General features: G+C 29.1%; 21 protein-coding genes and 1 tRNA gene. 15 read left to right on the top strand and 7 right to left on the bottom strand.

The window, feature by feature from the left end; translation table 11 throughout:
- Positions 1–1189: Na+/H+ antiporter NhaC family protein (locus tag ABY863_RS05440; RefSeq protein ID WP_372793254.1), on the top strand; the 1189-nt coding region annotated here is incomplete at its 5' end.
- Between the two features lie 61 nt (positions 1190–1250).
- On the opposite strand, the gene ABY863_RS05445 is transcribed toward ABY863_RS05440, so the two are convergent.
- A complete protein-coding gene (locus ABY863_RS05445) occupies positions 1251–3680 on the bottom strand; it encodes a putative porin (RefSeq protein ID WP_372793255.1) in 2430 nt (809 codons plus the stop codon).
- Between the two features lie 108 nt (positions 3681–3788).
- On the opposite strand from ABY863_RS05445, the gene ABY863_RS05450 reads away from it, so the two are divergent.
- Both ABY863_RS05450 and ABY863_RS05455 read left to right on the top strand, forming a co-directional pair.
- Entirely contained in the window at positions 3789–4391 is a 603-nt protein-coding gene (locus ABY863_RS05450) for a ribonuclease HII (RefSeq protein WP_372793256.1), read from the top strand.
- Between the two features lie 54 nt (positions 4392–4445).
- Positions 4446–5498, top strand: coding sequence for a nucleoid-associated protein (locus tag ABY863_RS05455; RefSeq protein ID WP_372793257.1), 1053 nt, complete (start codon positions 4446–4448; stop codon positions 5496–5498).
- A gap of 103 nt (positions 5499–5601) precedes the next feature.
- On the opposite strand, the gene lipB is transcribed toward ABY863_RS05455, so the two are convergent.
- A complete protein-coding gene (gene lipB, locus ABY863_RS05460) occupies positions 5602–6297 on the bottom strand; it encodes a lipoyl(octanoyl) transferase LipB (protein WP_372793258.1) in 696 nt (231 codons plus the stop codon).
- Positions 6297–6455, bottom strand: coding sequence for a YqaE/Pmp3 family membrane protein (locus tag ABY863_RS05465; RefSeq protein WP_299522271.1), 159 nt, complete (start codon positions 6453–6455; stop codon positions 6297–6299). The genes lipB and ABY863_RS05465 overlap by 1 nt, the downstream gene beginning before the upstream one ends.
- Before the next feature lie 90 nt (positions 6456–6545).
- On the opposite strand from ABY863_RS05465, the gene gldA reads away from it, so the two are divergent.
- Complete coding sequence (gene gldA / locus ABY863_RS05470) at positions 6546–7439, top strand: gliding motility-associated ABC transporter ATP-binding subunit GldA (protein ID WP_372793259.1); 894 nt, start codon at positions 6546–6548, stop codon at positions 7437–7439.
- 83 nt (positions 7440–7522) lie between these two features.
- Here the strand turns inward: gldA and dnaE are convergent, their stop codons facing one another.
- Entirely contained in the window at positions 7523–11995 is a 4473-nt protein-coding gene (gene dnaE, locus ABY863_RS05475) for a DNA polymerase III subunit alpha (RefSeq protein ID WP_372793260.1), read from the bottom strand.
- A 312-nt stretch (positions 11996–12307) separates the two neighbouring features.
- Between dnaE and ABY863_RS05480 the strand changes: the two genes are divergently transcribed.
- The 4 genes from ABY863_RS05480 (at position 12308) to ABY863_RS05495 (ending at position 14621) form a co-directional block, all read left to right on the top strand.
- Positions 12308–12892 (top strand): 30S ribosomal protein S16, encoded by a 585-nt coding sequence (locus tag ABY863_RS05480; RefSeq protein ID WP_372793261.1) that lies wholly within the window; start codon positions 12308–12310, stop codon positions 12890–12892.
- 14 nt (positions 12893–12906) lie between these two features.
- On the top strand, positions 12907–13437 hold the full coding sequence (rimM, locus tag ABY863_RS05485; protein ID WP_372793262.1) for a ribosome maturation factor RimM: 531 nt from the start codon (positions 12907–12909) through the stop codon (positions 13435–13437).
- Between the two features lie 7 nt (positions 13438–13444).
- Positions 13445–13529, top strand: a tRNA-Ser gene (locus tag ABY863_RS05490).
- A gap of 378 nt (positions 13530–13907) precedes the next feature.
- A complete protein-coding gene (locus ABY863_RS05495; protein ID WP_372793263.1) occupies positions 13908–14621 on the top strand; it encodes a tRNA1(Val) (adenine(37)-N6)-methyltransferase in 714 nt (237 codons plus the stop codon).
- Positions 14622–14658: 37 nt separating this feature from the next.
- Here the strand turns inward: ABY863_RS05495 and ABY863_RS05500 are convergent, their stop codons facing one another.
- On the bottom strand, positions 14659–16029 hold the full coding sequence (locus ABY863_RS05500; protein ID WP_372793264.1) for a saccharopine dehydrogenase family protein: 1371 nt from the start codon (positions 16027–16029) through the stop codon (positions 14659–14661).
- A 66-nt stretch (positions 16030–16095) separates the two neighbouring features.
- Positions 16096–16329, bottom strand: a complete 234-nt coding sequence (locus ABY863_RS05505) for a DUF2007 domain-containing protein (RefSeq protein ID WP_372793265.1) — start codon at positions 16327–16329, stop codon at positions 16096–16098.
- 82 nt (positions 16330–16411) lie between these two features.
- On the opposite strand from ABY863_RS05505, the gene ABY863_RS05510 reads away from it, so the two are divergent.
- From ABY863_RS05510 to nhaA, 3 genes are all read left to right on the top strand, one after another.
- The gene (locus ABY863_RS05510) at positions 16412–16780 is read left to right on the top strand and encodes a DUF423 domain-containing protein (RefSeq protein ID WP_372793266.1); all 369 of its coding nucleotides are present in this window, start codon (positions 16412–16414) and stop codon (positions 16778–16780) included.
- 304 nt (positions 16781–17084) lie between these two features.
- Positions 17085–18707, top strand: a complete 1623-nt coding sequence (gene pckA / locus ABY863_RS05515) for a phosphoenolpyruvate carboxykinase (ATP) (protein ID WP_372793267.1) — start codon at positions 17085–17087, stop codon at positions 18705–18707.
- 104 nt (positions 18708–18811) lie between these two features.
- A complete protein-coding gene (nhaA, locus tag ABY863_RS05520) occupies positions 18812–20122 on the top strand; it encodes a Na+/H+ antiporter NhaA (RefSeq protein ID WP_372793268.1) in 1311 nt (436 codons plus the stop codon).
- Here nhaA and ABY863_RS05525 read toward each other — a convergent pair.
- Positions 20119–20523: a DUF6146 family protein gene (locus ABY863_RS05525; RefSeq protein ID WP_372793269.1), complete on the bottom strand. Its 405-nt coding sequence runs from the start codon at positions 20521–20523 to the stop codon at positions 20119–20121. The two genes, nhaA and ABY863_RS05525, sit on opposite strands and share 4 nt — an antisense overlap.
- Positions 20524–20617: 94 nt before the next feature.
- Between ABY863_RS05525 and ABY863_RS05530 the strand changes: the two genes are divergently transcribed.
- The 4 genes from ABY863_RS05530 (at position 20618) to ABY863_RS05545 (ending at position 24838) form a co-directional block, all read left to right on the top strand.
- Positions 20618–21181 carry a DNA-3-methyladenine glycosylase I gene (locus tag ABY863_RS05530; protein ID WP_372793270.1) on the top strand — a complete coding sequence of 188 codons (564 nt, stop codon included), beginning with the start codon at positions 20618–20620 and terminating at the stop codon, positions 21179–21181.
- A 102-nt stretch (positions 21182–21283) separates the two neighbouring features.
- A complete protein-coding gene (locus ABY863_RS05535) occupies positions 21284–23317 on the top strand; it encodes a dihydrofolate reductase (protein ID WP_372793271.1) in 2034 nt (677 codons plus the stop codon).
- Between the two features lie 388 nt (positions 23318–23705).
- The gene (locus tag ABY863_RS05540; protein WP_372793272.1) at positions 23706–24422 is read left to right on the top strand and encodes an SDR family NAD(P)-dependent oxidoreductase; all 717 of its coding nucleotides are present in this window, start codon (positions 23706–23708) and stop codon (positions 24420–24422) included.
- Between the two features lie 23 nt (positions 24423–24445).
- Entirely contained in the window at positions 24446–24838 is a 393-nt protein-coding gene (locus ABY863_RS05545) for a hypothetical protein (RefSeq protein WP_372793273.1), read from the top strand.
- Positions 24839–24848: the final 10 nt, after the last annotated feature.

Below are 24848 nucleotides of genomic sequence, written 5' to 3' on the forward strand. Positions count from 1 at the left end.
AATATTCATTTTATTTTTAGTGGGGGCTTTGGCAGGAACGTGGCTAGTAAGTGGTGTAATCCCAGCAATGGTTTATTATGGACTTCAAGTATTAAATCCTTCAATATTTTTACCTGCTTCGGTAATTATTGCAGCAATTATATCTATAGCAACAGGTAGTTCTTGGACAACTTCAGCGACTGTAGGTATTGCCTTGGTTGGTATTGGTACTGCATTAGGTATTCCACAAGGAATGATTGCAGGTGCTGTAATTTCAGGAGCTTATTTTGGAGATAAAATGTCGCCTTTAAGTGACACAACAAATTTAGCGCCAGCAATGGCGGGAACAGATTTATTTACTCATATTAGATATATGGCTTTTACAACAGTACCAACCATAATAATTACATTAATTGTTTTTAGTATTTTAAGCTTAAATATTGAAACAACAGGAAATACAGATGTTAGCGGTTTATTAAATACAATAAATAACACTTTTAATATTACGCCATATTTGTTTTTAGTTCCATTGGTTGTAATTGCCTTAATTTTATTAAAAACAAAACCATTAATTGCTTTAGGAATTGGTGTTATTTTGGCAGCTATATTTGCTTTTATTTTTCAACCTGAAATTTTAAATAGTTTATCGCCTTCAAAAGGAAAATCTATTATCAACGCTATTTTTGTTGATACTGAAATTGTAACTGATAATGAGAAATTAAATGCACTTTTTAGTGCAGGAGGTATGAAGGGTATGCTTTGGACTATATTTCTAATTTGTTGTGCAATGGTTTTTGGGGGAATTATGGATGCTATTGGAGCATTGGCAAAAATCACTAAAGAATTATTAAAAATGGCAACTTCAATTTTTGGTTTATTTTTTAGTACTGCAATGAGTTGTATTGGGTTAAATGCAATTGCTTCAGATCAATATTTAGCCATTGTAATTCCTGGAAAAATGTTCAAAAAAGCTTTTGAAGATAGAGGGTTAGCTCCTGAAAATTTAAGTAGAACTTTAGAAGATTCTGGAACAGTTACTTCAGCTCTAATTCCTTGGAATACTTGTGGAGCATATCAATCTGGAGTATTGGGAGTGGGAGTTGCTGAATATGCTGTTTTTGCAATTTTTAACTGGTTAAGCCCAATTATGACATTAATTTTTGCTGCTTTTCAAATAAAAATAAGACAGTTGGTAATTAAGAAAGTTTAAAATTCAGTACTAGCACTTTTAAAACTAAATTTATAACTTAAGCATTAGAACTCAAAATTACCTAAATAAACCAATTCCAAACAACTCCAAAACGGACTGTTAAATCTCTATAAGGATAATTTGGAGCAGAATAATAATTTCTTCCAGTAAAGCCAGCATTTAAGTTTTCAACTTTTAAGAAGATACGAGTTCTACGAATTTGCGCATTTGCAAAAAAATCAAGAACTGGAAAATTTCCTATTTCGGTATTATTTTGTAATACAAATTCACTTAATAATGGATTGTAGGCGTTGGCTTTAAATGAAGTGAAATATTTGAATGTAACTCCTGTTTGCAAAAACATTGGTTTTCCTTTAAAAACATGACTAGAGTAATAAAAAGTATTTCTTGTAACAATCTCTGGAACTCTAAAAAAAGATTCTCCTTTTAGTACATTTTGGTACATAATTGTGTTGTCTAGCGTAAATTTTCTGTAGCTAATTGCTTTGTTAGCTTTTACTTTAAAATAATTTAAAGTTTCATTGGCTTGAACAGGTTTTGAATCTTCATCAAAATAAGTGTAATTATCAATTAAATTGTAAGTAGCTTTTAAATTTCCCCATTTATTAGATTTAAATTCAACACCAATCATTGAAATTTCTTCATTGCTAAAATTATTTTGCCAATTGTAATTTTTATAATCGCTTTGGTATAAAAGTTTATTAAAATCGGGTGTTTTTGAAGTGTATTCAGCAAACCCTTTAAAACTAAAAACACTATCTTTTTTTATCATTGCAGAAGCTTTAATAGAGTTTCCAGTGATATTACCAGCTATTATTGAAGTGGCATCAGCATTTAAGTGAAATTTTCCAAATTTCACTTTCCAATCAGCGCCAAAAGCAATTGCATTTCCTTTTAATTTATCGGATATGGTTTCAGAATCATAAAATAAGATACCATTATAATGGTAGTTGTAATTGAAGTAATTAATTTTAGCTTTTAAACTACCTGTATAAGCTGAATTTAACTGTACATAAAATTGATTATCTAGTTTTTGATAGGAGGTATGATCAACTATACTTGCCTCAAATGAATCTCCAAAAATTGAACTAGCACTAGACTGTTTGTATCTATAATGTTTTGTTTCATACATAAAAGTATGCCCAAATTTTAAATCAGTATATATTTTTTTGTTAAAGGGTATTAATTTAGTGGAATCAGTTTTAAATTCTGACGCAACTATAAGTAAAGAATCAATTATAATTTTTTTAGCAATTGCAACTGAATCAAGTTTTATAATTGTATCACTTTCCTTTAATTGAGTTTTCGCAGTTATAGAATCAATTTTCGCAGTGTTTACAGATAAGGAATCCTTTTGCACAATTGATTTCTTTATATTATTAATTGTTTTAGTTGTTAAAGAATCAATATTTGAGATTTCAATTAACGTATTAGGTGGAAGCTTAAGAATAGAATCTTTTTTATTTATAGGTAATTCATTATTTAAAATTTCCTTTTTATTTAAAGGTTTTTTTTCTTTAGAAGGTTCTATTTTTTTTAAAGAATTAACATTTAATTTGTTAGGAGAAGCTATAGATTTACTATTTAAAGATCTAATCTGCGCAAGAACTGAATTGTATTTTTTTAGGTTATCTGAAACAATTTTATTGTGCTCAATAATTTTATGCTTCTTAGAAAATAATGTAATTTGTTGTTCAAAATAATATCGTTTTCCTTCTAATAAATTTTCGGCATTTGTAAAATTAACATCCAATCTGGCTCTATCCGTATAGTTAGGATCATTATTTTCAAAGTAAGCAATAGATGCGGCAGTTAAACCACCATTTTCGTTGTTTAACAAGTCAAAAGAAGAAAAATGACCACGAGCGAAATATTTTTTATTTTTAGTGTGATAATTAAAAGTGCTTCTAAAATTTCCGTGGCTAGCTAACGAGTTTCTATATTTACCAAGTGATCTTAATCCTTTGTATGCTATAGAATAATTAAATTGTCTAGACGTATTCATAGTTAAAAACGCATCTAAAACTTGCCCTTGTTCTAAGGCTGTTTTAAACATGATTTCAGAAGTTGGTGTTGGTACTTCATAATATGAAATATCTTCAATTTTATAATAATTAAAATGTTTTGCATTGGCGCCAATAGAAGGTAACAAAGAATTATTTTCAAAATTATAACCTAAACTGCTAAAAGTTTGTCCTTGATTATGAAACGCTAACAATTCAAAATTGTCTTTTCTAATATGGTTAAATAAAAAATCTTTTTTTAATGTTAAAGTAGTATCAATAAAGGTAGTGTCATTATTTATGGAAATAATTTTATAATCAGTATATTTAGTCACGCCATCAATCTTAATTTCAACCCCATCATTAAATGATGTACTGTCATTTCTAGATATATTATCATTTCTATCTAATTTATCAAGTTTCATAATTTGAGCCTCTATATTAAAAATAGAAAAAGCAAATAACATAAAAAATACTAATTTTTTCATATAACACATTAAGCGGTAAAGGTAAAATATTTGAACGAAACGAAACACACTTTATTTTAATCACTATTCTAAATAATTAATATTAATTTTGTGTGCTATTTTATAGTTATGAGTCTTAAAAAACACTATTTAAAAAATATTATTGAAGTGGGAACAGATGAAGCTGGGAGGGGTTGTTTGTGCGGTCCTGTAGTTGCTGCGGCAGTTATTTTCCCTACTAATTTTGAACACCCATTGCTAAATGATTCAAAACAATTAACAGAAAAACAGCGTAAACTACTACGGCCTATAATTGAAGAAAATGCTTTGGCTTTTGGAGTCTCGTATATATCAGAAAGTAAAATAGATGAAATAAATATTTTACAAGCATCAATTTTAGCAATGCACAAAGCTATTGATTCACTTGCTATTATTCCTGAACATATTATTGTGGATGGTAACAAATTTAACCCGTATAAAAATATTCCATATACAACTATTATAAAAGGTGATGCTAAATTTATGAGTATTGCTGCAGCTTCTGTATTAGCAAAAACATATAGAGATAATTTTATGAAAAAGCTTGATGAGGAATTTCCACACTATCATTGGAAACAAAACAAAGGATATCCAACGAAACAACATAGAGATGCTATTCAAAAATATGGCGTTACTATTTACCATAGAAAAACATTTAAATTATTGCCAGAACAATTAAAATTAGACTTGTAATTACTCAAAATTCATCCTAAAAATGATACATTTGCTTTCGTTAAAAAGAAACTGATGATTAAAAGAACTAGAGCAACAATTTCAAAATTTATAATCCACAAAGTAGGGAACAAGTTTAACAGTGCTACCAATATTTTTTCTGAAAACCTCATTACTTTTGATGAAGAAAGTTACGAGTTAATGAAACCTTATTTGCTGAAACCATTTGGAAATGTGACAGAAAGTTTTCGTTTTAACCATCATGCAAACATTGAGTTAAATGAATTAAATAATTATTCTTCTGAAATTTTTAAAGATGAATCTACTTTTATAGATGTTTCTAAACACATTGTAAATCATTTGTTTGAGCAGTCAAATTCAGCTCAAATAAAAATAGGAGATGTTATAATTGCATTGTTTGAGGATATTGAATATAACGAAATTGTAACACAAGCTATAGGTATTTTTAAAATTGAAAACAAGATTAATTTCTTTCAAACCTTTATGGAAAAGGATAGTTTAGATGTTTTTGTTCAAAAAGGAATTAGTACAAAAAAATTAGATAAAGGTTGTTTAATTATTAATTCAACAGATGGAGAAGGAAAAGTAGTTTTAAGTGTTGATACTAATAATTATGATGCACAATATTGGTTAAACAATTTTTTAAATGTGAAGTATGCTGACGATAATAATCAGCATACCCAAAATTACATTGAAATGTGTAAAGATTTTTCTAATGAAATTATTAAAGAAGATTTTGGTTCTCATGAAAAAACGAAATTTTTAGCAAAAACTGTCGATTTTTTTAAAGAAAACGAAAGCATAAATATTAACGATTTTAAAGAAGCTATTTTTGAAGAAGACGAAGAACGTAAAACTTTGTTTGATGATTATAAAAAGCAATTTGAAACGGAGAATGATGTATTGGTTAGAAATCAATTTGCAGTTTCTGATGTTGTGTTAAAAAAGCAAAAGCAAAAAATTAAAACCGAAATTAAACTAGATACAAATATTCAAATTAAATTAGATATTGATGCGCCAGATGCAGCAAGTGAATATTTAGAAAAAGGTTATGATGAAGAACGTAAAATGAAATTTTATAAAGTGTTTTTTAATGAAGAAGATTAAGTTTCAATTATTGGTTTTCAGTTGTCTGTTATCAGTTTTTAGTTAAATATTTTTTTGTTTAAAACCACGTATGTCATGCTGAACTTGATTCATATTTTATCAATTAAATATCAAACTCAACTTCAAATAATTCAATAAAGTGTTTTAAAATTTTTCCTTTCACTTCTTCTAAAGGTACTTTTCTATTTAGTTCAACTTCTAATGAAGTAACTGTTTTACCTTTAATTCCGCAAGGAATAATATGATCAAAATAGCCTAAATTAGTAGTCACATTTAAAGCAAACCCATGCATAGTTACCCAACGGCTAGCTCTAACGCCCATAGCACAAATTTTTCGAGCAAATGGCGTTCCTACATCTAACCACACGCCAGTTTCTCCTTCGCTTCGGTCACCTTTTATATTATATTCTGCTAAAGTTTGTATAATAACTTCTTCTAAAAATCGTAAATATTTATGTATGTCTGTAAAAAAGTTTTCCAAATCTAAAATTGGATAACCAACAATTTGTCCAGGTCCGTGATAGGTAATATCACCACCACGATTAATTTTATAAAAAGTAGCTCCTTTTGCTTTTAACTGTTCTTCATTTAATAATAAGTTTGATAAATCACCACTTTTACCTAAAGTATATACGTGAGGATGTTCAACAAAAATAAAATAATTAGGTGTTTGAGCATTCAAATTATTTTTGCGATTATCAATTTTTATATCAACTATTTCTTTAAAAAGTTCTTCTTGATAGCTCCAAGTTTCATTATAATCTTTTAAACCTAGGTCTATTAATTTTATTTTTTGCATTAATTTTTAGGGTTATTATTAATAATTAGAGCTGCAATTACGCCAGGAATCCAGCCTAAACAAGTTAAAATAAATACAATTACAATAGATCCGCAACCTTTATCAACAACTGCTAAAGGCGGAAAAATAACACATAATATAACTCTTAGGCAACCCATTATATAATTTTTAACAAAGGTGTAAAAAATAAATTTAGGATACAACGTTATTAGTAGATGTAAATTACAATTAAAATGTATTTTTGTTAAATGTCTATTGAAGTAAAAAATATAACCAAATTATATGGAAAGCAAAAAGCATTAAATGCTATTAGTTTTACTATTAATAAAGGGGAAATAGTTGGGTTTTTAGGTCCAAATGGTGCTGGGAAATCTACTTTAATGAAAATACTTACAGGTTATATAAATGCTTCTGAAGGTATAGCTTTGGTGAATGATTTTAATTTGAATACTCATAAGATTGAAGCGCAACAATGCATTGGTTATTTACCAGAACACAATCCATTGTATTTAGAAATGTATGTAAAAGAATACTTACAATTTAATGCTACTATTCATAAAATTCCTAAAACTGAAGTTGAAAATATTATTGATAAAGTTGGTTTAAAACCAGAAGCTCATAAAAAAATTAGTCAGCTTTCTAAAGGATATCGCCAGCGAGTTGGTTTAGCCGCTGCCTTGTTACACAATCCTGATGTTTTAATTTTAGATGAACCAACAACTGGTTTAGACCCAAATCAATTGGTAGAAATTAGAAATTTAATAAAAGAAGTTGGCAAAGATAAAACGGTGTTGTTTTCAACGCACATTATGCAAGAAGTTGAGGCAATTTGTGATCGTGTAATTTTAATAAATAAAGGGGAAATAGTTGCTGATAAAAATTTAAAGGAACTTAAAAAAAATCAAGAACAAGTAATTGAAGTTGAATTCGATTTTAAAATTGAAAAACAATTTATTTCAACCATACCATATTTGAAATTAGCAAATAACAACCATGATACTTCTTGGGTGTTAACTTTTAACACTTCAAAAGATATGCGTTCTGTAGTTTTTGATTTTGCTCATGACAATGGACTAAAAATTCTGAATTTAACTACTAAAAACAAAAATTTAGAAAGTTTATTTAGAGAATTAACCTCTTAATGAAAAATAGAATTTAGAAGAAAGAAAAAATACAGGTTTGATTTTATAAATTAATGCTTAATTATCAACCGTTTTTTTAATAATTAATTCAATTTAAATTTTAATTCTTCATTTTCCAATACTTTTAAAAAGTCATTATCAACTTTAACTTTAATAGATCTGCTATGTAAGTTTAGTTTCATTTTTTCTTTTAAATCATACACCAAAAGATCTAAAGGAACCGAACCTTCGTTTTCTTTTAAAAGTTTTTCAATCTCATAAACTTTAGCGTCATTTATTTTATTGATATCCAGCTGAATTGTAATTTTTTTAGTTTGTTTTTCAAGAACATCTTGTAAAATTTGAATATCAGTAAAGTTAATTCTAGGTTCACTTTTTTTACCTTCTTTGGTTGTCCAACCAGCAGCAATATTCACTTTAAATTGGCGAAATTCATTGTCTATTAAAAAAGGTTTAAATTTCAAATAAGTGTCTTTAAAAATTCTAAATTCGTGGCTGTCCTGATAATCTACAATAACAAATGAAGCCCATTTATTTCCATTTTGAGATGTTTTGTGTTGAACATCCGTTAAGATTCCTGAGAAAGTTAGATTGGCACCAACATAATTATTTAAATCTTCCTTAAAAGCTGATAAAGAGGAATTACTAAAATATTTAATTTCATTTTTGAAATCATCTAAAGGATGGCCAGAAATATAAATTCCAACCAATTCTTTTTCTTTTGATAATTCTTCCATCATTCCCCATCTTTCAGCGAAAGGTATTTCAGGTTCGGCAAATTGAATCTCAGAAGTTTCTCCAAACATTGAGATTTGTGCTGAGTTTTTGTTTTCTTGAAATTTATTTCCGTAGCGAATGGCTCTCTCAATAAAAGTGACCCCTTTTTCATCTAATTGATAATACTGTGCCCGATGTACATTTTGAAAAGAGTCTAATCCACCAGCCATTACTAAGCCGTCAAAAGCTCTTTTATTGGCGGCTCTTAAATCTACACGTTTGGCAATGTCAAAAATGGAAGTAAAGCTTCCGTTTTCTTTTCGTTCAGTAACAATAGCATCAACAGCAGCACCTCCAACTCCTTTTATTGCACCCATTCCAAAACGTATGGCACCTTCTTTGTTTACTGCAAATTTATGAAACGACTCATTAACATCTGGTCCTAAAACAGGAATTCCAGCACGTTTACATTCTTCCATAAAAAAAGTAACCTGCTTAATATCATTCATATTATTTGATAAAACAGATGCCATATATTCTGCAGGATAATGGGCTTTTAAATAAGCAGTTTGATACGCAATATAAGCATAACAAGTAGAATGCGATTTATTAAAGGCATAGGCAGCAAAAGCTTCCCAATCTTTCCATATTTTTTCTAAAACTTCTTCAGGATGGTTATTCGCTTTACCACCTTCAATAAATTTAGGTTTTAATTTTACTAAGAGTTCAAAAATCTTTTTTCCCATTGCTTTACGTAGCATATCTGCTTCACCTTTTGTAAAGCCAGCTATTTTTTGAGAAAGCAACATCACTTGCTCTTGATACACCGTTACACCATAGGTTTCTTTCAAATACTCTTCCATTTCTGGTAAATCGTATTCTGTTGTTTCTTCTCCATTTTTACGCATAATAAACAATGGAATGTATTCCATTGGTCCAGGACGATATAATGCATTCATGGCAATTAAATCTGCAAATTCAGTGGGTTTTAACGATTTCATATGTTTCTGCATTCCGGCAGATTCATATTGAAAAATACCTATAGTTTCACCTCGTTGAAAAAGTTCGTAGGTTTTAGGGTCGTCAAGAGGGAAATCATCAGGAATTAATTCAATACCATGTTTTGCTTTAATAATTTTTACAGCATCTTTAATTAGGGTTAATGTTTTTAGCCCTAAAAAATCCATTTTAAGTAAACCAGCGCTTTCAACAACATTATTGTCAAACTGCGTAACGTACATATCGCTGTCTTTTGCAGTTGCAACAGGTACTAAATTTGTAATATTTTCAGGTGTAATAATAACTCCACAGGCATGTGTCCCGGTATTTCTTACGGAACCTTCTAAAGCAATTGCTTGCTTAATTGTAATAGCTTCTAAATCATCCCCTTCAGCAATAGTTCTTAGTAAGCTGATATTTTCAAAGTCTTCAGCTCTTAATTCTTTAACTTTTGCTTTACTTTTTTCATCATCACCAAAAATATTTTTTAATTTAATTAAAGGAAGTAATTTGGCAATTCTATCAGCATCATTTAAAGGCAAATCTAATGCCCGTGCTGTATCTCTAATAGAAGATTTGGCAGCCATTGTACCATAAGTGATAATTTGAGCAACTTGACTTGCTCCGTATTTTTTAATTACAAAATCAATTACTTTTTGACGACCTTCATCGTCAAAATCAATATCAATATCGGGTAATGATACACGATCTGGATTTAAGAAACGTTCAAAAAGCAAATCGTATTTTATAGGATCTATGTTGGTAATCCACAAGCAATAAGCAACAGCTGAACCAGCAGCAGAACCACGACCAGGACCCACAGCAACACCCATTTTACGAGCTTCCAAAATAAAATCCCAAACAATTAAAAAATAACCTGGATAACCAGTCATTTCAATAATAGACAATTCAAAATCTAATCGCTCTTGAGTTTCTTTATCTAGTTCATCTCCATACCTTTTTTTTGCACCTTCAAAAGTTAAATGTTTTAAATAAGCATTTTCACCTCTTACTCCACCATCTATTTCATCTTCTGGATTTATAAATTGTGGAGGTATGTTAAATTTAGGAAGTAAAACATTGCGTTTTAATGTGTAAATTTCTATTTTATCTACTATTTCTTGTGTATTTGAAATAGCATCAGGAATATCAGCGAACAAACTTTTCATTTGTTCTTGAGTTTTAAAATAGTACTCGTTATTTGGTAATCCGTATCTAAAACCTCTTCCTTTTCCTTTTGGGGTAGCTACTTTTTCACCATCTTTAACACATAATAAAATATCATGTGCTTCAGCTTCGTCTTCTGTTGTGTAAAAAGTATTATTGGTGGCTATTAGTTTGATGTTGTATTTTTTTGAAAATTGAATTAGTACATCATTCACGTGATTTTCATTTTCTTGGTCATGACGCATCACTTCCAAATAAAAATCATCTCCAAATTGTTCTTTCCACCAAATCAACGATTCTTCGGCTTGTTTTTCACCTATATTTAATATTTTACTTGGTATTTCACCATATAAGTTTCCAGATAAAACAATTAAATCTTCTTTATACTGCTCAATAATAGTTTTATCAATTCTTGGTACATAATAGAAACCGTCAGTATGTGAGAGAGAAGACATTTTTGCTAAATTGTGATAGCCATTTTTGTTTTTTGCTAAGAAAACTATTTGGTAACCATTGTCTTTTTGTGACTTGTCTATATGGTTTTCACAAACATTAAATTCACTTCCTAAAATAGGCTTAAATAATTTTTTAGGTTCTTTATATGCATAAGATAAATCTATTTTATCTTTCTCTTCAACTTCAATTTCTTCAATAGGTATGTTTGTAGAGTCTTCTATTCTTTTTAGTTCATTTTTTGCTTTTTCTATTTTACTATTATAAGCTTCATTAGGTTTGTTATATGCTATGGCCTCTTCAATAAAATAAAAAGCACCCATCATATTACCCGTATCAGTTAAAGCAACAGCAGGCATCTTATTTTTTATGGCTGCATTTATAAGGTTGCTAGTGCTGGATGTTGATTGTAAAACAGAAAATTGTGAGTGACAATGCAAATGTGAAAAACGAACTCCATCAAGTTGCTCAATAGCTTCATCAGAAATTATAGGAGTTTCAACTTCTTCTTTAATCTTTGTTTTTAGTTTTTTACTTTCTTTTTTAAGATTTAAATGTTTTAAACCAATAATATTTATAGTTGTTGGGTTTTTAGCATCAAAATTTTGAAAATAATCACTAGGAACATTTAGTTCTTCTTTTGTATAACTTCTTCGTCTAATTAATTCTAAAAAACAACGTGTAGTGGCTTCAACATCGGCTGTAGCATTATGTGCTTCACTAAAAGGAGCGTTAAATAAATGTTCATGTAATTCAGTTAAAGTTGGGAGTTTAAATTTTCCATATCTTCCACCAGGTAATTGACATAAAGTTGCAGTAGTTTCTGTACAAGTATCTAAAACAGGTACACCACTTAAATTAGATGTAATACCCGTTCTATGAAATTCACAACCCATAATATTAAGGTCGAACTTTACATTTTGCCCAACTACAAATTTAGATTTAGCTAATGTTTCATTAAAAATTTGTAAAACTGTCTCTAAACTTTCTCCTTTTTCTTGAGCTAATTGAGTAGAAATGCCATGAATTTGTTCAGCGTCATAAGGTATATTATATCCTTCAGGCTTAATTAAAAAATCTTGTTGTTCAATTAATTCACCGTAAATATCATGTAGTTGCCATGCTATTTGAACACACCTTGGCCAATTATCTGTATCGGTAATTGGAGCATTCCATTTTTTTGGTAAACCAGTGGTTTCTGTGTCAAATATTAAAAACATGTACAAGAATATTTTGTGAAAGTATGAGTTTTTAAAAGTAGTAATTTATAAAAGTTTAGTCTTTAAAAGAAACCATTTTTTATTAACAAATTAAATTTTGTTTTTAAATATTGAAATAATAATAAGTTTAATTTACCTATCCTTATTTAAAACATCTGATAATCAATAAGTAACCTCGTTTAATCTTATGATTTTAAACGTAATTAATTTACTTTAAAATATACTAAATTTGAGTGTGATATTTAATAATATGTAGCTATATTTGCACACTTAATTAATAACCAAGGTTTCGTACCTTAAAATTTTAAAAAAATGCCAGTAAAAATTAGATTACAAAGACACGGTAAAAAAGGAAAACCATTCTATTGGATTGTAGCTGCAGATGTACGCTCAAAAAGAGATGGTAAGTATTTAGAAAAACTTGGGACGTATAATCCTAATACAAATCCAGCTTCTATTGATTTAGATATAGATGGAACCGTAAAATGGTTACAAAATGGTGCAGAACCAACTGACACAGCAAAAGCAATTTTATCTTATAAAGGTGCTATGTTAAAAAATCACTTAGTAGGTGGTGTTAGAAAAGGTGCTTTAACAGAAGAACAAGCTGAAGTAAAATTTCAAGCTTGGGTAGATGAAAAAGCTGGTAAAATTACTGCTAAAAAAGATGGATTAACAAAAGCGGAAGCAGATGCTAAAGCGGCAATATTAGCTGCTGAAGTAAAAATTAATGAAGAGCGTTCAGCTGCTGTACATGAGGCTGAAAATGCTGCAATAAAAGCTATTGCTGATGCAAAGGCTGCTGAAAAAGCTGCTGCAGAAGTTGTTGAAGATACAGCTCCAGAAAGTATTGATGACGCACAAGCTGCTGCATCAGAAGAAGGAAAAGTAGAGTAAGTTAAATTTCGATAATGCGTAAAGAAGATTGTTTTTATTTAGGCAAAATCGTAAGAAAGCATAGTTTTAGAGGTGAAGTTGTTGTTAAATTAGACACTGACGAGCCTGAACTTTATCAAGAATTGGAATCAGTATTTGTTGCTTTAGGGAACAATCTGGTTCCATTTTTTATTGAAACTATTTCTCTTCAGAAAGGAAATCAACTTCGTATTCGTTTTGAAGATGTTGAAAATGAAGCAGATGCTGATGCGATTATGGGTGTTGAATTGTATTTGCCACTTAAATTTTTGCCAAAACTTACCGGGAATAAATTCTACTTTCACGAAATAATTGATTTTGATATGGAAGATGTTAATTATGGGTATGTTGGTGTAATTACTGGAGTTAATGATACTTCAGCACAACCTTTATTTGAAGTGAACTCTAATGGAACTGAGGTTTTTATTCCAATGATTGATCATTTTATTAAAAAAGTTGATAGAGAAAATAAAAAAATTATTGTAGAGACACCAGAAGGTTTAATTGACATGTATTTGAGTACATAAATAATTTAGAGAGGTGGCCGAGTGGTCGATGGCGCACGCTTGGAAAGCGTGTATACGGCAACGTATCGAGGGTTCGAATCCCTTCCTCTCTGCGAATAAACAACCAAAAAACAACAAAACCCTATAAACACTATGTTTATAGGGTTTTTATTAAAATTAATAATTCTTTTGCAGCAGAATAATTTTCTTCAATAAGTAAAATAGCACTTATAGCTTTCATTTGAAGGTTTTTTTCTTCTCATAGCTTAAATAATAATTTATTCTAACTATTAAAAATAACATTTAAGCCCACTTTTATTATGAAAATTGTCGTTTGAATTTTTTAGGGATGAAATCTGAAATTTTTAGAAGCATTTATATTTCTCAAATTTGTTTACTAGAATTACAACCAATCTAATAATTGATTTTTTTAACCTAAAGCTTTTATTTCATAACTTTCACCATTCTAATTTTTCAACTTTTAAGCGAGCATGAGCAAACCTTTTAAATTTAAACAATTTACAATTCAACAAGATAAAACGGCAATGAAAGTTGGAACTGATGGTGTTTTGTTAGGTGCTTGGGTTCATCTGGATTTGTATCCGTTTAGTATTTTAGATATTGGCGCTGGAACCGGTTTAATTGCATTAATGTTAGCGCAAAGAAGTAATGCTGAACTTATTGATGCTATTGAATTAAATGATGAAGCATACGAACAAACTGTAGAAAATTTTGAAAATAGTGACTGGGGAGATCGGTTATTTTGTTATCACACATCATTGCAGGAATTCACAGATGAAATTGAAGATACCTACGATTTAATTATCTCTAATCCTCCTTTTTATACTTCAACCTATAAAGAATTATCAGAAGAAAGAGCTATGGCTCGCCACACTAAGAGTTTATCGTATAGTGAATTGCTTATAAGTACTGTTAAATTATTGTCCGAAAATGGAAGTTGTGCTTTTATAATTCCTTATGAAGAGGAAAGAAATTTTATAGCATTGGCTAACAAAAATAATTTATTTTTAAATAGAGTTACCTATGTTAAAGGAACTGAAAATACTGCTATAAAAAGAATTTTAATGCAATTTTCATTTTTTGAGAAGCCAATAGAAAAAACAGAATTAATTATTGAAATTGAACGCCATAAATACACAGCATATTATATTGAACTAACAAAAGATTTTTACTTAAATATGTAATTCAAGGTCTAAAATTTAAACGTTATACTATTGTAAATTAGTTTATTATAACATCTGGATTATAGCCAAAATAGGATGCTTCTTTCTCTTTAAACACAATGCCATTTTCTTCTAATTCTTTTAAAATAGGTTGGTAAACTTCTTTACTAATAGGGATTTGAACACCAGGAGTTTTAATTTCGCCATTTAATATTTTCAAAGCTGCAATTGCAACTGGTAAGCCAACAGTTTTGGCCATTGCGGTATAGGTTTGATTATCTCCAATACAAACCATACTACTTTCAATTTGATGTTTTTTACCATTTAATTCATAACCAAAAAGATGTTGCATTACAATCATGTCTTTATCGTCTTCTTTTAATGTCCAACTATCTTTTAATATTTTTTCAAGTATTTGTGCAGGTGTAGCATTTTTTAAAACTACTTGTTTATTTGGATTAAAAATATCTATTTCTAATAATTTTTCCCAAATAATATCATCTTGATCGATTTTTAGATAGTGACGTAATTTTAACTCTACAGAATCATGAGGGTTATAAGCTAAAAATGAATTTGTAAAATCACGATAACTCATATGTTCAGAATCTTCAATGGTATAACTATCATCTGTCATTCCCAATTGCACAAACACATTCCAAGCACGTGAATATCCAACTCTTCTAATGGTACCTCTATACAAAGTTAAAATGTCATTTAAACCATAAACAGTTTTATATTTTAATGAATCTCTATTAGCATAACCTTCAAACTTACCATGACCTTCAATATTTAAAATTTCAGTTCTTCTAAATAATTTATGATAGGGAATGTATTTATAGTTGCCTTCTTGTAAAAATTTTGCAGCACCTCCTTGTCCTGCTAATACCACATTTCTTGGATTCCAAGTAAATTTATAATTCCATAAGTTATCATCACTTTCTGGAGCTACTAAACCACCAGTGAACGATTCAAAAAGTAACATTTTACCACCTTTTTCTCTTATTGAATCTATAACTTTCATAGCACTCATATGGTCTATTCCAGGGTCTAAACCAACTTCATTCATAAAAATAAGGTTCTTTTTAATTGCTTCATCATTTAATTGGCTCATTTCATCTGAAATATATGAAGCCGTCACCATATTTTTTCCGAAAGCTAAACAATCTTTAGCCACATTTAAATGTAAATGTGCAGGTAGCATAGAAATAACAATATCAGCATTTTTAATAACTTTTTGTCTTTCTTCATTGTTGAAAATATCTAATGTGATTGCAATAGAATTTTTATGATTTTGCAATATCTTTTTAGCAAGATCTATAGAAACATCAGCAATGGTTATATGTAAGTTCTCGGAAAAAGATTTTTGAAGTAAATATGTTATTAAAGATGAAGATGATCGACCAGCACCAATTAACAGAATTTTTCTCATTTTCGTGTTTTTAAATTTTTTAGAGGTGTACGAAAATACAAATTCGTAGGTGATTTTTAAAATAAATTAATTATCGTCTGAGTTTACTTCTTCTAATATTTTTTTTGCTTTTTTTAAATCGGAACTATCAACTTCTAATTTATAGCCTTCAACAAATGCTGTGCCAATAGTTGTTGCTATATTTTCATCAAAAATATAACTTTCAATTCCATGACTGGCTAATAAAGTTTTGGCTATGTGAATTTGGTGAATTAAACTTGCTGTTAAAACAGGAACTAAATTATTGGAATGGTTTTTCATTTGTTTTTTTGTTTAAATATATGAAATATTGTTGAACGATGCATGATTAATATTTAAGTTTGTAGTTCTAAATTGATTAAAAATGAATAAGAATTTAATAATCTCTTCTTTTTTAGGAGCTATAACAATTGTATTAGGCGCTTTTGGTGCCCACGCACTTCAAGAAACTTTAAACGTAAGTGAGCTAAAAAGTTTTGAAACGGGAGTACGTTATCAAATGTACCATGTTCTTGTATTACTATTTGTAAATGCGTACTCAAAATTTAATCCTAAAACTAAGAATAGCATTAGTTATCTTTTCCTTATTGGAATTCTGTTCTTTTCTGGGTCTATATATGCAATAACTTTTGGAGTTCCTGCTAAAAGTATTTGGTTTATGACGCCTTTAGGTGGTTTATTCTTTATTATTGGATGGATAAAAATGGGATTTTCATTTTTAAATAAAGAATAAATTGTAGTATTAATAATTTAAGAATAATCAATTCATAAATATTTGTTGCCTTAAATAAATAAGTATATTTTTGCCAAATATTTTTTAGTAAAAAAAAATTTGAATTAAAACGAAAACGTTTTCGTTGATTTTGATAAAATTATTAATAAATCATAAGTAACTTAATGTCAGTACATTATGATTTTAAATATTTTTTAGCTTATTGCCATAATTCAATGATAAAAGTCATGTATCTCATATTCAATATATGTGTACATTTGATATACAAATAGAATTAAATATTAATAACTATAAATTAAAACGAATGGAAGTTCAAAAAAAATCAGTAATATCATCGTTAAATGAATTAGGAATTAAAAATATAAAGGAAGTGGTTTATAATCCTTCTTACGAAGAATTATATGAAGATGAATTAGATGAAAATATAGAAGGATTTGAAAAAGGGTATTTAACAGAACTAGGAGCGGTTAATGTTATGACAGGTGTTTTTACGGGGCGTTCTCCTAAAGATAAATATATTGTAAAAGATGATGTAACTGAAAATACAATATGGTGGACTTCAGATACTGCTAAAAATGACAATAAACCAACTACGCAAAAAGTTTGGAACGAATTAAAAGAGACTACAACAAAACAACTTTCAGGAAAGAAATTATATGTTGTGGATTCTTTTTGCGGTGCCAATGAGAACTCACGTTTAAAGGTACGTTTTATTATGGAAGTGGCTTGGCAAGCACATTTTGTAAAAAATATGTTTATTCGTCCAACAGAAGAAGAATTAGCCAACTATGGTGAGCCAGATTTTATTTCATTAAATGCTTCTAAAACAACAAATCCAAACTGGAAAGAACAAGGTTTAAATTCTGAAAACTTTACTGTATTTAATTTAACCGAAAAAATGCAGTTAATTGGTGGTACTTGGTATGGTGGAGAAATGAAAAAAGGAATCTTCGCTATGATGAATTATTACTTGCCTCTTAACGGAATGGCAGCTATGCACTGTTCAGCGAACGTTGGTAAAGATGGTGATACAGCTATTTTCTTTGGTCTTTCAGGAACAGGAAAAACAACTTTATCAACAGATGCTAGCCGTCAGTTAATTGGTGATGATGAGCACGGATGGGATGATGAAGGTATATTTAATTTTGAGGGTGGATGCTATGCAAAAACAATCAATTTGGATAAAGATTCTGAACCAGAAATTTTTGCAGCAATTAAAAAGAATGCATTATTAGAAAATGTAACTGTTGATGCTAATGGTAAAATTGATTTTACTGATAATTCAGTAACCGAAAATACACGTGTTTCTTACCCAATTAATCATATTAAGAATATTGTAACTCCAGTTTCTAAAGCAGGTCCTGCTAAAAAAGTAATATTCTTATCTGCAGATGCATTTGGTGTATTACCTCCAGTTTCTAAATTAACACCCGCTCAAACTAAATATCATTTTTTATCAGGGTTTACAGCTAAGTTAGCGGGTACTGAACGTGGTATTACTGAACCAACTCCAACATTTTCAGCTTGTTTCGGTGCTGCTTTTCTTTCTCTTCACCCAACAAAATATGGTCAGGAATTAGTAAAAAAAATGGAAGCTAACGGAGCTGAAGCGTACTTAGTAAATACTGGGTGGAACGGAACAGGAAAACGTATTTCTATTAAAGATACAAGAGGAATTATAAATGCAATTCTTGATGGGTCTATTGAAAAAGCAGAGACTAAAATTATTCCAATTTTTAATTTAGAAGTGCCAACTTCTTTACCAGATGTTGATACTAGTATTTTAGATCCAAGAGATACATATAAAGATGCATCAGAATGGACAGCAAAAGCAATTAATTTAGCCGAGTTATTTATTAAAAACTTTGATAAATACACAGATAATGAAGAGGGAAAAGCTTTAGTTACAGCCGGACCTCAATTATAAATTATTCTTATAGTAGAATTGATAAAAAGTCTTCCAATCGGGAGACTTTTTGTTTTAAAAATTAAAAATATTGTATCTTTCAAAATTAATTAAAAGAAGATAGAATGAAAAGGATAAGTAACTCTTTAAAAACTTTTATAAAACTAGAAACAGCATCAAGTATCATACTTTTTGCAGTTTCAATTTTTGCAATTCTTTGGGCAAATTCATCCTATGGATACTTGTATGAAGAATTTTGGCATCATAAGTTTACTGTTGGGTTTGCAGATACAAACTTTCATTTATCAAAATCATTAATATTATGGATTAATGATGGGCTTATGGCAATCTTCTTTTTTGTTATTGGTTTAGAAGTGAAACGAGAAATTCTTGCTGGAGAATTAACTACATTAAGAAAAGCTTCACTTCCAATTTTTGCAGCAATAGGGGGAATGCTATTTCCTGTGCTTGTTTTTTTAATATTGAATCAAGGGAAATCTGGTATTGAAGGTTGGGGAATTCCAATGGCTACAGATATTGCTTTTACTTTAGGTATTTTAAAACTATTAGGAAAACGAGTTCCTTTAGGCTTAAAAATATTTTTAACGGCATTTGCTATTGTTGATGATATTGGTGCAGTATTGGTAATAGCAATATTTTATAGTTCAAATATTCAATGGGATTTAATAGGCTATGCAATGGTATTATTTGGGTTAGTAGCATTTTTAAGTTATAAGAGAATTTACTCTAAATATTTTTATTTTATAATAGGGTGTGTGGTTTGGTTACTGTTTTTAAAGTCGGGAATTCATCCTACAATTGCAGGAATTTTAATGGCATTTACGATTCCAATTCATACCAAAATTAATTTAAAAGAATATTATAATTCTGTTACTAAACAACTAACATTTTTAAAAGATACAAAACCAAATTCATCTAACTTGTTAAGTTCAGAGCAATTACATGCAATAGATAGTGTTGAAAGTATTACAGAAAAAGTGAATTCACCCCTTCAACATTTAGAGCATACTTTACATGGTTGGGTTTCTTATTTAATAATGCCAATATTTGCATTAGCAAATGCAGGTGTTGTAATAAGTTTTAGTGGTTTAGAAAGTACAAGCCATATAAGTTTAAATATAGCCTTAGCATTAGTGCTGGGAAATAGTTTAGGGATAATGTTACTTAGTTTTATAGGAATTAAATTGAAGCTAGCAGATTTGCCTAAAAATGTGAATTTCACTCAATTATTAGGAGTTAGTTTATTAGGTGGTCTTGGATTTACAATGTCTCTTTTTATTGCAAATTTAGCTTATGTTGATGAAGCTTTAATTGCAGCTTCAAAAATGGGTGTAATTATGGGGTCTTTAATAGCTGGTGTTTTAGGATATCTCGTATTACGTTTTTCATTAAAACCTAAAAAACAAAAAGCTTAAAACTTTTGGTTGTATTTATATTCAACAAACTTAAAATAGTTGTACAATTTATAGTTGACATCCAATCCATAGTCAATATTAAAATTGTAATCTATAGTATTTTCATAAATAGAACTATCGTATTTTAATGGGTTTTGAGCTCTAATATTCCATTCAGTAACATAAAATTTATTTTTTATTTCATAATAAGATTGTGAATAAAAATTATCAGGTTTTGCAATAGTTTGTAAATAGGATTCAAATCCTGGATCTATAATAATTATTTCATATTCTAAGCTGTCGTTGGTAATTTTTACAGCTTGTTCAGGAGGTCTAACATCTTTTGCTATAGTAGTTTTTGTTGTTGAAATACATCCAATAATGCAAAGTGTGATTGCTGTATAGAAAATTAAATTTTTCATAATTAGTTGCTTTTTAGGTTATTATAATCACAAAAATCATTCCGATTTTAAATTTTAAATTTTTTATTTTACCTTGTCATTTAATTTTATAGAAATGAATAAAATACGTTGTGCTTGGTGTGGAAATGACCCACTTTATATGGAATATCATGATACGGAATGGGGTGTTCCTGTTTATGATGATGATAAACTATTTGAATTTTTAACTTTAGAAACATTTCAAGCTGGTTTAAGCTGGATTACAATTCTTCGGAAAAGAGAAAATTTTAGAAAAGCTTTTGATAATTTTAATTATAAAGAAATTGCAAACTACAATGAAGCTAAGTTTGATGAGTTAATTCTAAATGCAGGGATCATTAGAAATAAATTAAAAATAAGAGCCACTATTTCAAATGCTGCTGCATTTATGGAAGTTCAAAAAGAATTTGGTTCTTTTTCAAACTATATTTGGAAATTCACTAACCAAAAACCAATCAAAAATAAATGGCAAGATTTAAATGGAGTTCCAGCTACAACGGAGCTTTCTGATATTGTGTCAAAAGATTTAAAAAAACGTGGATTTAAGTTCGTAGGTTCTACTGTAATTTATGCGCATATGCAAGCAACTGGAATGATTAATGATCATGTGAAAGACTGTTTTAGATATCATGAAGTTTAAAATTTTAAATTTCTTGAGATACTTTAAATATAGCTAGCTTTTTTATTAAAATAAACCGCTTTGAATTACTAAATTTGATGCTTAAAATAAATTAATGATAAAATGAAAATAAAATATTTTTTACCAATGCTGTTTACTGCAGTACTATTGTTTTCTTGTGGAAATAATAAAACTGAAGAAAATACAAAAAAAGAGAAAGCAACTGAATTTGAGTATGTTGTTGAACAATTTGCTGACATTAAGGTATTGCGATACCAAATTCCTGGTTTTGATGAGCTTTCATTAAAACAAAAACAATTAGTTTATTATTTATCACAAGCAGGTATGGCGGGTCGTGATATTATGTACGATCAAAACTATCGCTATAACTTAAAAATTAGACGTGCTTTAGAAAATGTTTATCAAAATTATGAAGGAGATAAAACTACTGAAGATTGGAAAAATTTTGAAACATATTTGAAACGTATTTGGTTTTCTAACGGTATTCACCATCATTATTCAAATGATAAATTTATTCCTGAATTTTCTAAAGAATATTTTGATACTTTATTAAGTGAAACTGCTACAGAGTTAACGGGAGAAGCATACGATGTTATTTTTAATGATGCTGATGCTAAAAAAGTAAACTTAGATGAAGATAAAGGATTAATTAATGGATCTGCCATTAATTTTTACGCTCCTAATGTTACGGCAGATGATGTAGATAAATTTTATGCTGCAAGAATTGACAGAACTGATGAGACTCCAATTGAGTATGGTTTAAATTCAAAATTAGTAAAAAATGATGATGGAACTTTAGAAGAAAAAGTTTGGAAAGTTGGTGGAATGTATGGTGAATCTATTGAGAAAATGGTGTCTTGGTTAGATAAAGCCGTTACAGTTGCTGAGAATGAAAAACAAGCGGAAGCCTTAAAATTATTAATTGAATACTACAAAACAGGAGATTTAGAAACTTGGGATAATTACAATATTGCTTGGGCAACAAGTACTGATGGAGATATTGATTATATTCATGGTTTTATTGAAGTTTATAATGACCCAAAAGCATTTAGAGGTTCATTTGAAGCTGTAGTTCAGATTAAAGATTTTGATATGTCTAAAAAAATGGCTGTTGTATCTGAAAATGCACAATGGTTTGAAGATAATTCAACATTATTTCCTGAGCATAAAAAGAAAAATGTTGTAGGTGTTTCCTACAAAACTGTTAATGTAGCTTCTGAGTCTGGAGATTCATCTCCTTCAACACCAATTGGGGTTAATTTACCAAATAATAACTGGATTCGTCAACATCATGGTTCAAAATCTGTGTCATTAGGAAATATAATTGATACTTATAACAATGCGGGTGGTACAGATAAATTAAAAGAGTTTGCTTTTGATGAAGCTGAAATTGAAGCTGAAATTGAATATGGGCAGTTAGCAGATAAATTACACACTTCTTTACACGAAGTTATTGGTCATGCAAGCGGACAAATAAATCCGGGTATAGGACAACCAAAAGAAACCTTAAAAAATTACTCTTCAACTTTAGAAGAAGCACGTGCAGATTTAGTAGGATTGTATTATTTGCCTTCTGAAAAGTTAGTGGAGATGGGAATTTCACCAAATGCAGTGGGAATTGGAAAAGCTGCATATGACGGTTATATTAGAAATGGATTAATGGTTCAACTTGTACGTTTAAATTTAGGGGATGATATTGAAGAAGCGCATATGAGAAATAGACAATTAGTTGCAGATTGGGCTTTTGAAAAAGGTAAAGCAGAAAATGTAATTGAAAAAGTTGTAAGAGACAATAAAACATATTTTGTAATTAGAGATTACGCAAAATTAAGAGTGTTGTTTGGTGAGTTGCTACGCGAAATACAAAGAATAAAATCAGAAGGAGATTTTGAAGCAGGAAAAGCTTTAGTTCAAACTTATGGTGTAAAAGTAGATCAAGCAATTCATAAAGAAGTTTTAGCTCGTAACAGTAAATTTAAATCAGCTCCTTATAGCGGATTTGTGAACCCGGTTTTAGTTCCAGAAACAGATGCAGAAGGAAATATTACAGATGTAAAAATTTCACAGCCAACTAGTTTTTCAGAACAAATGTTGGATTATGCAAAACGCTACACTACGTTACCTGATGTAAATTAGTAAAGATATTTTAAGTTGTTAAAGTCCGTTTCATTTATTTGGAACGGACTTTTTTTAATGTAATGAGAAGGTGATTAATGTGAAAATTGCAATTACTAAGAAAATTGCGATTATTACAATAAACGTATTTTTATAATATTTTCTATGAATTTTTATATCCTTCCTGTAACTCCAAATCATTGAAATAGTAAATGCAACTACAAAAAGTACGGCAAAAATTAGTTGTCCTTTGCTAAACATATAAATGTGTATATTTAACATCAAAAATACATAATTTTTAGGATGAAATAAGAATAATTTATTAAACGAGCATGTTAAACTTTTTTTACCCAATGGAATCATTAATAGCGAAAAGCATGTGGCTATAATAAATAATAAATATTAACACATGAAAAACGCATTAATTATAGGAGCAACTTCAGGAATAGGAAAGGAATTAGCAAAATTATTAGTAGTGGGTAATTATAATGTTGTTATCACTGGAAGAAGAGAAAAATTACTGCAAGAAATTAAAGAAACCAATCCAGAAAAATACATTGTAAAAGTACATGATGTTACTAATTTAGATTCTTGTGAAACGCTTTTTCTGGAACTAAAGAAGGAGTTAAAAACTATTGATTTAATTGTTTATAGTTCAGGTGTTGGAGATCCAAATTATAAATTAGAGTGGGAAAAAGAATTGCCAACATTACAAACTAATATTATAGCAGCTACTAAAATTTATGGATTAGCGTATAATTTTTTTAGGAAACAAGGATATGGGCATTTGGTTGGTATTTCATCAATAGCTTCCATTCGTGGAAATAGACATGTACCAGCTTATTTTGCTTCAAAAGCATTTCAAGCAAATTATTTAGAATCGCTTTGGTTGAAAGGGAAAAGGAGTAAAGCAAAAATTGTGGTTACAGATATTCAGCCAGGATTTGTTGATACTTCAATGGCCATTGGGAAAACATTTTGGATGTCAACAACCGAAAAAGCAACCAAACAAATATATTCAGCCATAAAAATGAAAAAGAAAAAAGCACATATAACAAAACGTTGGAGGTTGGTTGCACTACTTTTAAAAGTTATTCCATCATCATTACTATATAAATTTTTATAGATTTAATTAACTAAAATATTAAAATGACAAATAAATTAAAAGCAGTACAAGAATTTATGGAAGTTTTTGAATTAGGTTATCAAAAACAACCAACTACTTATATTCCAGCTTCCAAAATTCAATTGCGTTTTGATTTAATGGCTGAAGAAAATGAAGAATATTTAGAGGCAGCAAAAAATAATGATATTGTTGAAGTTGCAGATGCTCTTGGAGATATGTTATATATATTGTGTGGTACTATTTTAGAGCACGGAATGCAATATAAAATTGAAGAAATATTTAATGAAATACAACGTAGTAATATGAGTAAATTAGGGGCTGATGGGAAACCAATTTATAGAGAAGATGGTAAAGTTTTAAAAGGGCCTAATTATTTTAAACCCAATATTTCAGAAATTTTAAATGAGAAATCTTAACATATTTTTA

Origin of the sequence: Lutibacter sp. (assembly GCF_041562875.1) — a bacterium.
GTDB lineage: Bacteria > Bacteroidota > Bacteroidia > Flavobacteriales > Flavobacteriaceae > Lutibacter.

What these genes read in the sequence shown, in the direction of transcription:
- ABY863_RS05445 (WP_372793255.1), bottom strand. Translation starts at nt 3,680, where the DNA reads ATGAAAAAATTAGTATTTTTTATGTTATTTGCTTTTTCTATTTTTAAT.
- ABY863_RS05450 (WP_372793256.1), top strand. Translation starts at nt 3,789, where the DNA reads ATGAGTCTTAAAAAACACTATTTAAAAAATATTATTGAAGTGGGAACA.
- ABY863_RS05455 (WP_372793257.1), top strand. Translation starts at nt 4,446, where the DNA reads ATGATTAAAAGAACTAGAGCAACAATTTCAAAATTTATAATCCACAAA.
- lipB (WP_372793258.1), bottom strand. Translation starts at nt 6,297, where the DNA reads ATGCAAAAAATAAAATTAATAGACCTAGGTTTAAAAGATTATAATGAA.
- ABY863_RS05465 (WP_299522271.1), bottom strand. Translation starts at nt 6,455, where the DNA reads ATGGGTTGCCTAAGAGTTATATTATGTGTTATTTTTCCGCCTTTAGCA.
- gldA (WP_372793259.1), top strand. Translation starts at nt 6,546, where the DNA reads ATGTCTATTGAAGTAAAAAATATAACCAAATTATATGGAAAGCAAAAA.
- dnaE (WP_372793260.1), bottom strand. Translation starts at nt 11,995, where the DNA reads ATGTTTTTAATATTTGACACAGAAACCACTGGTTTACCAAAAAAATGG.
- ABY863_RS05480 (WP_372793261.1), top strand. Translation starts at nt 12,308, where the DNA reads ATGCCAGTAAAAATTAGATTACAAAGACACGGTAAAAAAGGAAAACCA.
- rimM (WP_372793262.1), top strand. Translation starts at nt 12,907, where the DNA reads ATGCGTAAAGAAGATTGTTTTTATTTAGGCAAAATCGTAAGAAAGCAT.
- ABY863_RS05495 (WP_372793263.1), top strand. Translation starts at nt 13,908, where the DNA reads ATGAGCAAACCTTTTAAATTTAAACAATTTACAATTCAACAAGATAAA.
- ABY863_RS05500 (WP_372793264.1), bottom strand. Translation starts at nt 16,029, where the DNA reads ATGAGAAAAATTCTGTTAATTGGTGCTGGTCGATCATCTTCATCTTTA.
- ABY863_RS05505 (WP_372793265.1), bottom strand. Translation starts at nt 16,329, where the DNA reads ATGAAAAACCATTCCAATAATTTAGTTCCTGTTTTAACAGCAAGTTTA.
- ABY863_RS05510 (WP_372793266.1), top strand. Translation starts at nt 16,412, where the DNA reads ATGAATAAGAATTTAATAATCTCTTCTTTTTTAGGAGCTATAACAATT.
- pckA (WP_372793267.1), top strand. Translation starts at nt 17,085, where the DNA reads ATGGAAGTTCAAAAAAAATCAGTAATATCATCGTTAAATGAATTAGGA.
- nhaA (WP_372793268.1), top strand. Translation starts at nt 18,812, where the DNA reads ATGAAAAGGATAAGTAACTCTTTAAAAACTTTTATAAAACTAGAAACA.
- ABY863_RS05525 (WP_372793269.1), bottom strand. Translation starts at nt 20,523, where the DNA reads ATGAAAAATTTAATTTTCTATACAGCAATCACACTTTGCATTATTGGA.
- ABY863_RS05530 (WP_372793270.1), top strand. Translation starts at nt 20,618, where the DNA reads ATGAATAAAATACGTTGTGCTTGGTGTGGAAATGACCCACTTTATATG.
- ABY863_RS05535 (WP_372793271.1), top strand. Translation starts at nt 21,284, where the DNA reads ATGAAAATAAAATATTTTTTACCAATGCTGTTTACTGCAGTACTATTG.
- ABY863_RS05540 (WP_372793272.1), top strand. Translation starts at nt 23,706, where the DNA reads ATGAAAAACGCATTAATTATAGGAGCAACTTCAGGAATAGGAAAGGAA.
- ABY863_RS05545 (WP_372793273.1), top strand. Translation starts at nt 24,446, where the DNA reads ATGACAAATAAATTAAAAGCAGTACAAGAATTTATGGAAGTTTTTGAA.